The sequence below is a fragment of the Photobacterium sp. CCB-ST2H9 genome (assembly GCF_023151555.2).
GTDB lineage: Bacteria > Pseudomonadota > Gammaproteobacteria > Enterobacterales > Vibrionaceae > Photobacterium.
In genome coordinates, this window is record NZ_CP100425.1 from 1,567,392 (window position 1) to 1,581,409 (window position 14,018).

Below are 14,018 nucleotides of genomic sequence, written 5' to 3' on the forward strand. Positions count from 1 at the left end.
CTTACACCTCACTTCCATTTTGTGGTTTAGAGCTCACATTGATGATAACGGCAACAACGAACATAGCTGCAACCAGGCCCCAACCCAGGATCAGCAGATCAGACATTGCATAACCGCCGTAGCCCTGGTCGACTGTGTTCAACAGGTTTTTACCCAGAATAATCGCCAGCATGATCGGGCTGATGAAACGGATACAGATTTCGAACCAGATACCAATAGAAAACTCAGAAATCTTGTTAACGTAAGCCCGGATATCAGACACTTTCAGCAGCCAGCCAATCACCAGCAGCTCCACCAGGCAGCTTGCCAGCAGGGCAACGTTATTAATGAAGTAGTCCACCAGGTCAAGCAGCAGCAAACCACCGTTTGTTGCAAAGGCCATTGAAATCAGGAAGCCCAGTCCGCAGACAACGGTAGAGGCTTTCTTGCGGGACCATTTCATCTTGTCGATAACTGCAGAAGTGACGGCTTCCAGAATCGAGATGTGTGAACTCAGACCTGCCACAACCAAAGCCAAGAAGAAAACCGGGCCCAGAATGTATGGTGCAGGCAGCAGGTTAATTGCTGCAGGAATGGTTACAAATGCCAGACCAACACCGGCAGACACAACCTCAGTCAGTGGTTTTGACTGTTCTTGTGCCATGTAGCCCAGAACGGAGAAGATCAGGATACCCGCAACCATAGAGAATCCGCAGTTGATCAGTACGGTCATAAAAGCGTTGTTACTGATGTCAGATTTCTCTGGCAGATAGCTGGAGTAGGCAATCATGATGGCGAAGCCGACACTCAGGGTAAAGAAGATCTGTCCGTAGGCAGCAGACCATACTTTGGCGTCCAGAATCTTGGTGAAATCAGGACGGAACAGGTAATTCAGACCATCCATTGCACCTTCAAGGAAAATGACTCGCGCAATCAGTGCCAGCACCATGATGAACAGCAGCGGCATCATGATTTTACTGGCGCGCTCAATCCCGCCTTTCACACCGGTAAAGATGGCAGCGAAAGCAATCCCCCATGCGATGACCATTGGGATGGCAATATGCAGTTGCAAACTTCCCAGTTTGCTTGGTGAGTTGTCTCCCAGTTTCAGGTATTCACTGAAGAAGAATGCATTGGTGTCAGTTCCCCAGCTTTGTGTAAAGGCAAAGCCCATATACGAAATGGCCCAGCCAATCACAGCGACGTAGTAAACTGCAATGACAGCGGCAATAAATACCTGGAACCAGCCCAGCCACTCAAGTTTGCCTCCCAGCTTGGCAAATGCCCTTGGCGCGGCACCACGCAGTTTATGACCCAGGCTGAATTCCATGATCATGAATGGAATCCCGGCGGTCAGCATGGCGAAAAGGTAAGGAATAAAAAATGCGCCACCACCATTCTCATAAGCCATATATGGGAAACGCCAGATATTCCCCAACCCGATAGCAGAACCCACAGCAGCCAGGATAAAACCGGCTCGGGTTCCCCATTGTTCGCGTTTCATAAGTATCTCCTTATGTACTGCTATTCTCTATGAAACAGCACTATTTAAGTTTTTTATTCTAAGTATTTACTTCCTGTTGCGCAGAATTTGGATTGAAACCCCACGCAGTTGAGTTGAGATTAACCACTGATACTTACTAGCGCAATAGACAGTAACTTTTGTGCTATTGGCATTACTCAGCCTTTATTGTGGGTATTTTCCTCCGTTTTGTGAGAATCGTAAGATGTTAAGGAAATGTATAGAAGATTTAACTATGCGCGTCTTCTTATTGAGTATTTTATTTTATTTAACAAATTGGTACCTATGACTAACAAATAGTCAAAAATTAGACTTTTGCAACATTGTCACTATCAAGTTCATACACAATAATCTTTAGTGTTTTTACTCAAAATACAAAACTGATCCCAAGATTGGCCTGGTAAAAGCTGAGCCAGTCATTATCTATATTGATTTCACAGTCCTGCGTGCCTGAGTCGGTCTTGCACCGGGTGCTTGTTTTTCCATCAACACGACTTGCCAGCCATCGAGCTTCCAAACGAATTCTGATATTTGGGTTAATAAAGAAGTCGGAACCGAAGAATCCGCCACCAGAGAGTAAAACATCTTGGTTTGACCAGCTGGCATCCGTCAGGGTGCCGCCAAGGCTCAGGCCGACAAAACTGGTCAGCTTTGAGACGATGCGGTAATGGCTGCTGGCCTGGAAATGAAAAAAGGTGAAGCTGTCGTCGCCGCTGAAATTTTTGGTGCTTGTTTTCAGGTGTTGGGTTGTGAAGCCAATCCGGCCGTTGAAATCTCTTTGTTTTCCGTAGTCGCTTTCAATTGTGATGCCGATAAGGTCTGATTTCTCAGGAGAGATTTTGATTCCTCCTTTAGCATCAATGTTGTCAGGAAATGTGTAGCCCCAGTAGGGTGTGATGTAAACAGGCTGACTCGTATTGGCTTGAGCCGCTGGGAGATAAAGCTGGCTGAAAATGACAATTAAAGGTAGTAAGTATTTGTTATATAAATACATTGATTCATCCTTATGCCAGTTGGGAGAATTGTGATTATCACCCTAAAACCATGTTTTCTAAATGGTCAAAGGTTCAAGGCGAGGCTACAATTTTTAAAACAGTTGCCGTTAGGGTGGCGAAATGTGGCCTCCGTAGCGGCAGTAAATTTGGAGTTTATATGAATCATCTAACCCCTGAATTTAAAATTGCTTTAGCCGTCGCATTCATCATTATGATAGTCCTTTTCGGATTCGGATTGACGGCAATCACGCATTAATCGATATCATCACTCTGTCTATTTTTTGACTCTTACTGCCGAGCTTTGCGCTTAAATAAGAGAATAGAGGGGAGTTTATGTTTTTGCAGAGTGAGTAAGACATATGAATCACTTGCCTTTTAGCCTCGGAGACTTAGATCTCAACCTGGTTGAAACTTTTGCCGCACAGTTAACAGGCGTAAAGAAGCGAAAAATTGCTGTCGTTGTTCAGGGCGGCGGTCAACGGGGTATTTTTACAGCAGGCGTCTTTGATGCATTTCTCGAAGCGGGTTTTGACCCGTTTGAACTTTATATTGGCACCTCTGCCGGTGCTTTAAACCTTTCGTCATATATCAGCCGTCAGCATAAGTTTGGCCATGACTTCATCACAAATCTGACGACTCAGAATGAGTTTTTTAATCTTTATCAGTATCTCAGCCAGCAAAAACCGATGAATCTGGACTGGGCTTTCAGTCAAATTGAACAGGACGGACATACGCCCCTCGACATTGCGACTGCCCGTCGGGTGTTAACTTATCGCCAGGCGCTGGCCTGCGCGACTCGCAAAGATACCTTGCAGGATATTTACCTGCCAATGTACCAAGAGAACTGGCGCGATGTGCTGCGGGCGACCTGTGCGATTCCCTTACTGTATAACTTGCCGGTGAACTTACACGATCTGGAGTGGGTTGATGGCGGAGTCAGTGCTGCAGTGCCTGTGCAGGAAGCATGGAAACGGGGCGCGGAACTGGTGATTGTCATCCGCACTGAGCCATTGCAACTGCCGCAGCAAACACCCGGGGTATTTGATGACTGGCGAGAACGGATTGAACAGGCACTGCCGGAATATATAGAGCGTTTCAGCCTGAATGAGTCTCTGGATAAAGTGAAGGCGATACGTCAGGATTTCACGGACCACTTTGAGCTCTGGAAAAGCATTTGGCGGGACAAAGAGCAGGCGGGGATTCAGGCCGCTGATGCGCTGAATCAGGAGCTTTCTGAGGATAAGAAAGCGGTGAATGGTTACCGCAAGTGGCTGAGCGGACTGAACGTGGAGCGTTTCCTGTCACTGACCGGTAAACGTTCGGAAGTGCTCGATATGCTCAATAAGTATTATCAGAGCTATAAAGCCGACAATGAATTTCTGATTCATCCGCCGGAATCGTTAAAGGTGATTCAGCTGGCTCCGGAAAAAAACCTGCAAAGTAAAGCATTGCTCAGCAGCCGTCAGGACCTTGATCTGGATTATCAGCAAGGCCGTCAGGTTGGTCGCGAATTTCTTGAGTGTTTTGCTGATCTCCTCAACCGGCACACGAGTGTCAGGTAAGTCTGCGCCACATCCGGGAACGCATGACACGACCCATGTCCTTCAATCACGAATAGAAGGGCATGGGTCAGTATGCTGAAGTTGCAGGCAGGACATTTCTTTTTCAATACGGCCGGAATCTACGACGCGGAAATTCAATAATGATGGAAAAGTCATCGTATAGCAGTGCGGACAGATAGTTTGAATTTCTGATCTCATTATCATCGTATCTTTTTGCAAAAGATTCGAACGGTAAACTCCCATTCTGAAAGCATGATATGAAGTCAACTCGCTGCATGACCACACCAGATGTGTCTGAAATGACAATATTTAGTGAAATCTGATACAGTGCGCTCGTTACTCTCATCCCAAATCATGGAGGATCAATGCAACAAGGTTTCTTTATCGGCGATATGTACTGTCAGCCGCATTTTTTTCAGGTGCCGCTGAATTATCAGCAACCCAATGGTGCCCGCATTCAGGTGTTTGCCCGGGAAGTGGTTGCCCGAGATAAGCAGCACTCAGATTTACCCTGGCTGGTTTACCTGCAAGGTGGGCCGGGTTTTCCATCTCCGCGCCCGGATGCCGAGAGCGGGTGGCTGAAACGGGCCTTGAAAACATACCGTGTGTTGCTTTTGGATCAGCGTGGTACAGGGCAAAGTCAGCCGGTTCATGCACAAACATTGTCGGATCTGACGGCGCTGGAGCAGGCAGAATACCTCAGTCATTTTCGTGCTGATAATATTGTGCGCGATGCGGAAGCCATCCGTGAAGCTTTGGGCGTAAAGCAGTGGTCGCTGTTAGGCCAGAGCTTTGGCGGTTTTTGTACGCTGCATTATCTGTCTTATTATCCTGAAAGTCTGACAAGGGCGTATGTGACCGGGGGGATCCCACCGGTTTCAGGTCATGCCGATGTGGTCTACAGGGCAACATATCGTCGCCTGTTGGATAAAAACGCTGCGTTTTTCCGACGTTTTCCTGATGCACAGGTGCTGTGTAACCGGATTGCAGATCATTTGCTGGGGAACGAGGTCAGGCTGCCCAATGGTCAGCGGTTTACGGTTGAACAGTTTCAGCTGATTGGGATTCATTTGGGCCGCAGCGGCGGTGATTTAGATTTGTATTATCAGCTGGAAAATGCCTTTGTTGATGTAAACGGGCAGTCTGAGCTGAGTTACAATTTCCTCAATGCCATGCTGGCTGAGCAGTCTTATCAGACCAATCCGATCTATGCGATTCTCCATGAATCTATTTATTGCCAGCATGAAGCGTCACGCTGGTCGGCGCATCGGGTACGGGGTGAATTTCCGCAGTGCCATTATCAGTCTGGCCGGGATTTCTGTTTTACCGGTGAAATGGTTTATCCGTGGATGTTTGAGCAGCTGGAAACCCTGAAGCCTCTGCAGGAAGCCGCCAACATGCTTGCTGAGAAGTCGGACTGGCCTGCTTTATATGATGCGAGCCAACTGGCCGCAAACAAAGTGCCGCTAGCCGCAGCGGTTTACGTCGAAGACATGTATGTAGAATTTGATTACAGTCGCCAGGTTCTGGCAAACATGCCGAACAGCCGGGCCTGGATGACCAATGAATATGAGCACAACGGTCTGCGCGCTGATGGCGAGCGGATTCTCGATACCCTGATTCGTATGACTCAGGAAATACAGGATTCGCCTCATCGTTAACAGCTGACCTGGCAGGCAAGGGCAGGCTGGTATTGATGTCCTTGTATCAACGTAGATTGAGGTTGTCTTTGATGATTTTGTTATGTTATAACAACTGATTGTCGTTGACTGACGACAGAAGTCATGGGTGATGGCTGTTTTAGTGTCATAATTTTAGATATTATCAGTACACATCCATACCAGCAGCGCATTGAAGTCAGTTGTGTGATGAGCTGAGTCGGTAGATAACTGAGCAATCATCCGTCGCCAGACCATGATTGTGTGAGAGGTAATAGAACAAGATGGTAAATGTAAGGGCCAGAGTCCCCTTTAAAGTCGGTGTAAACAGCCATATCCCTGCCGATATTCTCTCTTTTGAAGGCCTTGCTTCCGGTAAAGAGCACGTTGCTCTCGTCTTTCGAAATGCGGACAAACAGAACGCGACACCGTTGGTCAGAATGCACTCAGAATGTCTGACCGGAGATGTTTTTCATTCTTCCCGTTGTGACTGCGGTGAGCAGTTAGATGAAACCATTGAACGCATGGCTGAAGAAGGCGGTATTCTGCTATATCTTCGCCAGGAAGGGCGTGGTATCGGGCTGTATAACAAGATTGATGCCTACCTGCTGCAGAGTCAGGGCATGAATACGTATGAAGCGAATAATCACCTGGGCTTTGGCGATGACTTACGTGATTTCACGGAAGCTGCACAAATGCTGAAAGCGCTCGGTGTTGAATCGATTCGGCTGATCACCAATAACCCGAAAAAAATTCAGGATCTGGAAGCTTTAGGTATTTCGATCACTGAAGTGGTGGGAACGAAAGCGCACCTGAAAGAGGGGAATGAAAATTACCTGCGTGCCAAAGCAAGCCGCGGTAAACACCGTTTCCATTTTGACTGACTCTGATGATGACCACGTTGTGAACAGCGAGCTTCTGAGCTCGCTTTTTTTATCCTGAAATCCACTGGTTTTGGATTACTTTTTCTAATCCTAATCATAATAAACTATCGTGCTGACAAACTCAGTATTTACTTGTCGTTCTGCCGGGCTGCCTATAATATCCCGCTCGAAATGTTGTCATAACGGCGCTCGTGGACGATGGTGATTTCTGAATCCATCTCTCAATCTTCTTTCAGCCCAGCCGTTTTATGATGACCTGTATTTATCATTATCTCTTCGAATTCATGTAAGGAGTGAGGTTGTGAACGGGCAATCTTATTCTGCCGGTGTGGCAAAAATACTGTTCCTGATTATCATTCTGGCAGCGGTCGGGCAAATGACCCAAACCATGTACGTGCCGGCTATTCCTCAAATGGCAGCGGCCTTCACGGTGAAACCGGCATTCTTGCAGGCTGTCATGGCGGCTTACCTGATTCCTTATGGTTTATCTCAGTTTGTATACGGGCCATTGTCGGATCGGATCGGACGCAAGCCAGTGATGCTGGCAGGCATGAGCATTTTTATCGCAGGCACTTTAATGGCGCTCTTTGCGCCGACTTTTGAGGTGTTCCTGCTGGCAAGTTTTATTCAGGGAATGGGCACTGGTTGTGGCGGAGCGATGTGCCGGACCGTGACCCGTGACTGTTATGAAGGGGCAGAACTGCACCGGGTCAACAGTCTGGTCAGTATGGGGGTTATTTTCTCCCCGCTGATTGCTCCGGTGCTGGGCGGATATTTATCCGAATCTTTTGGCTGGTCTGCCAGTTACCTGTTCCTACTGGTTCTGGGAGCGGCGGTGACGTTGATCGTCCTGAGCCAGTTCACCGAGACACTACCAAAGGAAAAGCGTCGGGTTGAGCGTGTGACGACCAGCTATAAATATGTGCTTGGAAATCGCAAGTTTCAGGGGTATGTGCTTTGTCTGGTTGCAACCTTTGCAGGATTAGCGGTCTTTGAAGCGGCAGCGGGTGTTTTACTCGGTAACGTTTTGAAATTAGATCCAACCACGGTCAGCTGGTTGTTTGTGCTGCCTTTGCCGGGATATATGCTTGGCTCCTGGCTGTCTTCACAGCTGGTCAACCGTATGGGTCAGCAACGCGTGTTGTATCTGGGACTTGCCGCACTGAGCTTCGGGGCTCTGACCATTCTGTTGCCGGGTTTGGCAGGTATGGTGACAGTCAGTTCTCTGATTGGCGGTGCGTTCCTGTATTTTATTGGCTCGGGTGTGATTTTCCCGGTAACCACGACTGCTGCGGTTGAGCCATTCCCGTACCATGCCGGTACGGCGGGAGCGGTGCTCGGCGGTTTGCAAAACCTGGGCGCTGGTATCGCAGCATTGGTGGCATCCATGCTGAGTGCAAAAGATCAGTTCAGCCTGGGTGCGATTATGGTGGCAATGGTGATGGTTGCAGTGGCCAGCCTCATTTGGGTGAGGCGCAGCCCACAGGAAGAAACCCCGGTTCTGGTGTAACTCTGCCTGTCCGGAGAATTCCCGGACTCTGACTGAAATAAAAACGGCGCTGAAATCAGCGCCGTTTTTGTATGATTTGTTTCGGACTCAGTCGCGTTTCCACAAAATGTGGCAGAACTTATGATCCGGGTCGCGGCTGATGAGCAAACGGGCGAACACGTCATCCAGTTCGTCATTTGCTTCATTGACCAGACCGATGCGTACTTCAGCATATTCTTCGCCTTCAACGGGGAAGCCGACGTGTTCTGGCCAGTCACTGCCGGTTTCGACAACTTCGGCTGCACCACGGTCATCAAATTGTGCTGTAAACAGCAGGACATCGGCGGGTTCGAGGCTGTCTTGCGCCATTTCGAGAAAAATATCGTAAGCGGCTTCGATGACATCGTCGTATGAAATCAGTTCTGAATTATTCATGTATCGGTCAATCTTAGTTCATTGGAACGCGCAGTATAACAAGCTCCATGGGGGAAAGGCTATCTGCGAGAAAGATTGATCTGCGGACAGAACCGTGAAGGCGCTGCTGATTTCAGCGGTTGAATCGCTATATCCCCATCCCTGAACGACTTTCATGCTATGATGCTGGCAGATTGAGTTGTGATTCAGGAAACAGATTTTTGGCTTCTCTTCTTCCCATTCTTGATAATCGTCAACCGTTTCAACCGGTGTTTCAGCCTTGCCTTCATGAAATGCTCCAGCATCTCAAAGTGCTGTTTAAAGGCGTTTTGCACAGTGTGTATCTGTCGGGCAGTGTGGCCCGGCGGGAAGCTGTTCCAGGCAAATCTGATTTGAATTTGACACTGGTTCTCGAACGGCCGCTGACTGAGCAGGAAAGCAGCCGGTTACACAGCCTGAGCTGGCACATTGCCAGACGGCATAAAGCCGTGACCCGAATTGATATCAGACAGGCATTGCGCAGTGAAGTGTTGTCTCTGGAAGGGATATTTCAGTGGGGCATCTGGCTCCGGCACTGCTGCATCTGTATCAGTGGACAGGATTTATCAGACAGTTTTGGTGATTTTGAACCCAGCTGGGATGCGGCAAAATCCTTCAATGGTCCGCTCGAACCCATACTCACTGAGTACCGGCAGAAAATTACGAAAACCCGCGTGATGGCGCATTATCTTGACTACTGTGAATATATCGGAAAGAAAATGCTGTGGACCGGGTTCACGCTGGTCATGCACCGGGAAAAAACACTGGCACTGTCATTGAAAGACGCGACGGCCTGCTTTCTGAAAGTTTATCCGGACAAAGCTCTGGATGCAGAGCGGGCAGCCATGCTGGCAAATCGCACCCAGGTCCCTAAAAAAGCGACGCTCTTTTTGATGCAGCATTTTGGTCTATGGCTGGCCGAAGAGTGGCAGAAAATTGAACGTAAGATCGGCTGATCCAACAGACAGAACGCAGATGAATTCAAGTTTTACCCGCCAGAGCCAGCAAGATGCAGGTTTCGTACTGACCCGTCAAAGCAGAGATGTCCGCGGACAAACGCAAATTACACTCTGGGTAAAGACAGAGCAGGGCCCTTGTCAGCTGATTGTGGAAGCGGACAAACCGGTTTGTTTCATTTCAGCCACGGATCAGCCACGGGCACAGGAAGTTCTGGCGCAACAGAGTGTGATGGTCACCTGGCGAACCCTGGAGATGCAGAATTTTCAGCATCAGACCATGTCGGCCTGCTATACCCCGACGATCAGTGCCGGCTTGCAGGTGGGAACTTTGCTGGCTGCGGAAGGCATCCGGGTCTACGAAGATGATATTCGTCTGGCCGATCGCTATTTAATGGAACGCTTTATCCGGGGAGGAATTGCTTTTACGGGGCAGATGACCACCAGAAACGGGTATCGGGAATTTCATCAGGTGAAAGCCAAAGCGGCGGATCATCAGCCTTCGCTTTCAGTGGTGTCGCTGGATATCGAGTGTTCCGAAAAAGGCATTTTGTATTCCGTCGGTCTGCACAGTGACTCGGACAGCAGGGTGATCATGGTGGGTCAGCCCGCGAGCCCGGATGAATCTGCGCTGGCTTGGATTCAGTGGGTCAGTGATGAAAAGGCCTTACTGCTTGCGCTTCAGGATTGGTTTACGCAGTATGATCCGGATGTGATCATCGGCTGGAGTGTGATTGATTTTGACTTCCGTCTGCTGATGAAGCGGGCTGAGTGGCATAAACTGCCGTTTCGTATCGGCCGCGGTCAGCAGACCCCGCACTGGCGGCAGTCCAGCCAGAATCCGAATTCAGGCTTTATCTCGATTCCGGGCCGGGTTGTGATGGATGGCATTGATACCCTGAAGACCGCAACGTATAACTTCCGTTCCTGGTCGCTGGAATCTGTGTCTCAGGAGCTGCTGGGTGAAGGGAAAGCCATTCATAATGTGTACGACAGAATGGCTGAAATCAATCAGATGTTCCGTGAAGACAAAGTTTCACTGGCCCGTTACAACTTGCAGGACTGCAAACTGGTCACCCGGATATTTGAGAAAACCCATTTGCTGGCGTTTGCGATAGAACGAAGCCGTCTGACCGGGGTGGAGCTCGACAGAGTCGGAGGCTCTGTTGCAGCGTTTACCAATTTGTATCTGCCTCAACTGCATCGTGCCGGGTATGTGGCGCCGAATCTGGAAAGTGAAAACTGGATTGCGAGCCCTGGCGGCTATGTGATGGATTCCAAACCGGGCCTGTATGATTCCGTACTGGTGCTGGACTTTAAATCGCTGTATCCCTCCATTATCCGTACCTTCCGGATCGATCCGATGGGGCTGGTTGAAGGCTTGCTGCTGGAAGAAGGCAAGGCGGATGATCAGGCGATTGCCGGTTTCCGGGGCGGTCGTTTCCATCGTGAGAAACATTTCCTGCCGGAGATGATTGAAGCACTCTGGGCGGCCCGGGATCAGGCGAAACGTGACGGTGAAAAAGCATTTTCTCAGGCCATCAAAATCATCATGAATTCCTTCTATGGCGTGCTGGGTTCTTCCGGTTGCCGATTTTTCGATCATCGTCTGGCTTCTTCAATCACCATGCGGGGTCATGAGATCATGAAAATGACCCGTGAGCGCATCGAGGAACAAGGGTTTGAGGTGATTTATGGAGATACGGACTCAACCTTTGTGTCGCTGAAGAAAGCACACAGTGGTGAAGAAGCGGATGCGATTGGTCACAGGCTGGTGACGGAGATGAATCAATGGTGGACCGCGTATCTCAAAGAGACCTATCACCTGGAATCAGCGCTGGAACTGGAATATGAAACGCATTACCACAAATTTCTGATGCCAACGATCCGGGGACAGGAAACCGGCAGCAAAAAACGGTATGCCGGTCTTGTGATCCGGGATGGTGTGGAAGAAATGGTATTTAAGGGACTGGAAACGGTTCGCACCGACTGGACGCCGCTGGCGCAGGAATTTCAGCAGACGCTGTACCGTAAGGTTTTTCACCAGGAAGATGTCGAAGAATATGTACGCCAGTATGTTGAGCAGGCCGGGCAGGGACTGTTTGATGACAAGCTGATTTACCGTAAAAGGTTACGACGTCACTTATCTGAGTATCAAAAAAATGTCCCGCCTCATGTGCGTGCTGCACGCCGGGCCGATGAAGTAAATCAGCAACTGGGCCGACCGCTTCAGTATCAAACCGGCGGATGGATTGAATATGTGATCACAACGCATGGTCCTGAACCCGTGGAAGCCAGACAAAGTCCCATTGATTATGACCATTACATTGAGAAACAGCTCAAACCAATCGCGGACGGGATTCTGCCTTTTATCGGCCGGCATTTTGATGACATCATTGCCCCGCAGCTGGGGCTGTTCTAAATCAGATTTTCTTTGACCGCATACGCAGTCAGTTCAGCGGTAGAACTCATGTTGAGTTTATGTTTGATATTCTGGCGATGGGTTTCTACCGTACGGGTACTGATCCCCAGTTCCTGAGCGATCTTCTTACTGCTTTTACCTAAAGCAACCAGCCTGAGAATGGTTTCTTCCCGGCGGCTGAGCGCTGTGACTGCCATTGCGGCAGGCGCTGACTGTTCGATGGGCGCAGAAAACAACGTCTCAGCCACCAGACGACAAAAATAACTGCCTCCCTGATGAACGGCTTCAATTGCCTGGACCATTTCTTCCGCGGAGACTTCTTTGAGAATGTAACCGCTGGCCCCGGCCTGCATCACCTGAAGAATATACTCCCGGTTATCGTGCATGGTCAGGATCAGCACTTTGATGTCCGGATAATCGCGCCGGAAGAAACGGGTCGCTTCAATACCGTTCATTTCCGGCATGCTGATATCCATCAGAACGACATCAGGCCGGTGCCGGGCAGCCTGTTTCAGCGCTTCGGCGCCGTTTGCAGCGGTTGCCACGACTTCAATGTTGGTTTCGTTGTCCAGCCTGGCTTTAAAGCCTTCCATGACCACCTGGTGATCATCAACCAGTAACACCTGGATCTTTGCCATAACTTTCTATTCCCTGAAGCGGAAGGTTGACCAGAATTTCCGTGCCTTCACCGGGTTCACTGCTGATATCCAGTTCACCGCCCAGAAATTCCAGTCGCTCCCGCATATTACGAAGGCCAATGCCCTTGCCATTCATGGCTTGTTGAACATGAAAACCCACACCATGATCCCGGATGATAAACTGCAGGTTTTTCTGAATTACGGATAATGTCATCTCAATCCGGTCTGAGCGGGCATGCTTACTGATATTCACCAGAGATTCCTGTGCCACACGATACAGCGTTGTCATCACATCTGTGGGTAATGTCAGTGACCCGAGCTCCAGAGCGTGACTGACCTGAATGTCAGTCGATGCAGAAAAGTCATTCAGCAGATGCTCCAGTGCAGCGGCCAGCCCAATATCATCCAATGAACTGGGCCGTAAATTGTGTGAAATTCGTCTTAATTCGGAAATTGCCTGCAAAATAGCGTTTTCACTTAAAGCCCGGTGACTCAATGCCTGCTCAACATCAGACTGAGTCATTTTGTCTTTCAGTAACTCAAGGTGGCACTTTCCTGATACCAGCAGCTGATTGACGCCGTCATGCAGTTCCCGGGCAACGTGCTTTTTTTCCTCTTCCTGAAACATCACGGTTTTATGAGCCAGCTCTTTCAGCCGACTGTCGGCCAGCCGGTGTTCATGCAGGTTAATCGCAAGGGTTGTGATCAGAATGAGTAAAGTCGTGATGGCAACCAGCACGATCACGGAAATGAACGTCGTCCGGATATTGGCTTGTACGCTTTGTTCAACCCGTGTCATCTGGTGGGCAACATCTTCAATGTAGAGCCCTGTGCCCACCATCCAGTGCCATTTAGGCAGCCAGGCAGCATAGCTGAGTTTAGTGACAACCTGATCGCTTGATGGTTTATGCCACAGGTACTGATGAAAACCTCCGCCTGATTTGGCAGTGTTGATCAGTGCCCGAATCAGGTAATCCCCATTCTTATCCTGCAGATCCAACAGGTTTTTGCCGACCAGTTCAGGCAGAACCGGGTGCGCCAGATTGGTTCCGTTTTCGTGGTAGACGAAAAAGTAGCCATCGTCGCCGTAGCGGAGATCGTTCAGTATCCGTTTGACTTCGGTCTTGGCTTTTTCATCATCGGGTCCGGCGTTGTGATAGAGATGGTGGATGCTGTCGAGTGCCAGATCCACCGTATCTTTCAGAGCCTGCTCTTTTGCGGCAATCAGGTTTGCCCGAAACGTCGCGATTTCTTTCTGACCAAGAGATTGTGCCTGATGAATCGCGATCCAGCTGATGGCAGCACTGATCAGCAGTAAGGGGAGGAGCGTGAGAAGAATCAGCTTCACTTTCAGTGGCATGGTTACCAGCACCTGCTTGGTCAGCGGTTTTCGGGATGCCCTGAATGTTAACAATTTGTATACAGGAACAAAGAAAAAAGGTGGCACTTTGTGAGAAAAG

At 49.3% G+C, this 14,018-nt stretch carries 11 protein-coding genes; 6 read left to right on the forward strand and 5 right to left on the reverse strand.

Annotation, left to right across the window (positions count from 1 at the left end; translation table 11 throughout):
* Position 1: 1 nt before the first annotated feature.
* Together L4174_RS07510 and L4174_RS07515 are read right to left on the reverse strand one after the other, a co-directional pair.
* Positions 2 to 1,483 (reverse strand): sodium-dependent transporter, encoded by a 1,482-nt coding sequence (locus L4174_RS07510; protein ID WP_248140019.1) that lies wholly within the window; start codon positions 1,481 to 1,483, stop codon positions 2 to 4.
* Positions 1,484 to 1,868: 385 nt separating this feature from the next.
* Positions 1,869 to 2,495, reverse strand: a complete 627-nt coding sequence (locus L4174_RS07515) for a hypothetical protein (RefSeq protein WP_248140021.1) — start codon at positions 2,493 to 2,495, stop codon at positions 1,869 to 1,871.
* A 360-nt stretch (positions 2,496 to 2,855) separates the two neighbouring features.
* On the opposite strand from L4174_RS07515, the gene L4174_RS07520 reads away from it, so the two are divergent.
* From L4174_RS07520 to emrD, 4 genes are all read left to right on the forward strand, one after another.
* Positions 2,856 to 4,058 (forward strand): patatin family protein, encoded by a 1,203-nt coding sequence (locus L4174_RS07520; protein ID WP_248140023.1) that lies wholly within the window; start codon positions 2,856 to 2,858, stop codon positions 4,056 to 4,058.
* A 365-nt stretch (positions 4,059 to 4,423) separates the two neighbouring features.
* Positions 4,424 to 5,719, forward strand: a complete 1,296-nt coding sequence (locus tag L4174_RS07525; RefSeq protein WP_248140025.1) for an alpha/beta fold hydrolase — start codon at positions 4,424 to 4,426, stop codon at positions 5,717 to 5,719.
* 281 nt (positions 5,720 to 6,000) lie between these two features.
* Positions 6,001 to 6,600: a GTP cyclohydrolase II gene (ribA, locus tag L4174_RS07530; protein ID WP_248140027.1), complete on the forward strand. Its 600-nt coding sequence runs from the start codon at positions 6,001 to 6,003 to the stop codon at positions 6,598 to 6,600.
* A gap of 301 nt (positions 6,601 to 6,901) precedes the next feature.
* A complete protein-coding gene (gene emrD, locus L4174_RS07535) occupies positions 6,902 to 8,110 on the forward strand; it encodes a multidrug efflux MFS transporter EmrD (protein WP_248140029.1) in 1,209 nt (402 codons plus the stop codon).
* Between the two features lie 87 nt (positions 8,111 to 8,197).
* Here the strand turns inward: emrD and L4174_RS07540 are convergent, their stop codons facing one another.
* Complete coding sequence (locus L4174_RS07540) at positions 8,198 to 8,524, reverse strand: HI1450 family dsDNA-mimic protein (protein ID WP_248140031.1); 327 nt, start codon at positions 8,522 to 8,524, stop codon at positions 8,198 to 8,200.
* Positions 8,525 to 8,724: 200 nt separating this feature from the next.
* On the opposite strand from L4174_RS07540, the gene L4174_RS07545 reads away from it, so the two are divergent.
* Both L4174_RS07545 and L4174_RS07550 read left to right on the forward strand, forming a co-directional pair.
* Positions 8,725 to 9,498 carry a nucleotidyltransferase domain-containing protein gene (locus tag L4174_RS07545; protein ID WP_248140033.1) on the forward strand — a complete coding sequence of 258 codons (774 nt, stop codon included), beginning with the start codon at positions 8,725 to 8,727 and terminating at the stop codon, positions 9,496 to 9,498.
* 19 nt (positions 9,499 to 9,517) lie between these two features.
* The gene (locus L4174_RS07550; protein WP_248140035.1) at positions 9,518 to 11,920 is read left to right on the forward strand and encodes a DNA polymerase II; all 2,403 of its coding nucleotides are present in this window, start codon (positions 9,518 to 9,520) and stop codon (positions 11,918 to 11,920) included.
* Here the strand turns inward: L4174_RS07550 and L4174_RS07555 are convergent.
* Both L4174_RS07555 and L4174_RS07560 read right to left on the reverse strand, forming a co-directional pair.
* Entirely contained in the window at positions 11,917 to 12,558 is a 642-nt protein-coding gene (locus tag L4174_RS07555; protein ID WP_248140037.1) for a response regulator transcription factor, read from the reverse strand. The genes L4174_RS07550 and L4174_RS07555 overlap by 4 nt on opposite strands.
* Positions 12,530 to 13,918 (reverse strand): cache domain-containing protein, encoded by a 1,389-nt coding sequence (locus L4174_RS07560; RefSeq protein WP_248140039.1) that lies wholly within the window; start codon positions 13,916 to 13,918, stop codon positions 12,530 to 12,532. Before L4174_RS07560 ends, L4174_RS07555 begins: the two co-directional genes overlap by 29 nt.
* Positions 13,919 to 14,018: the final 100 nt, after the last annotated feature.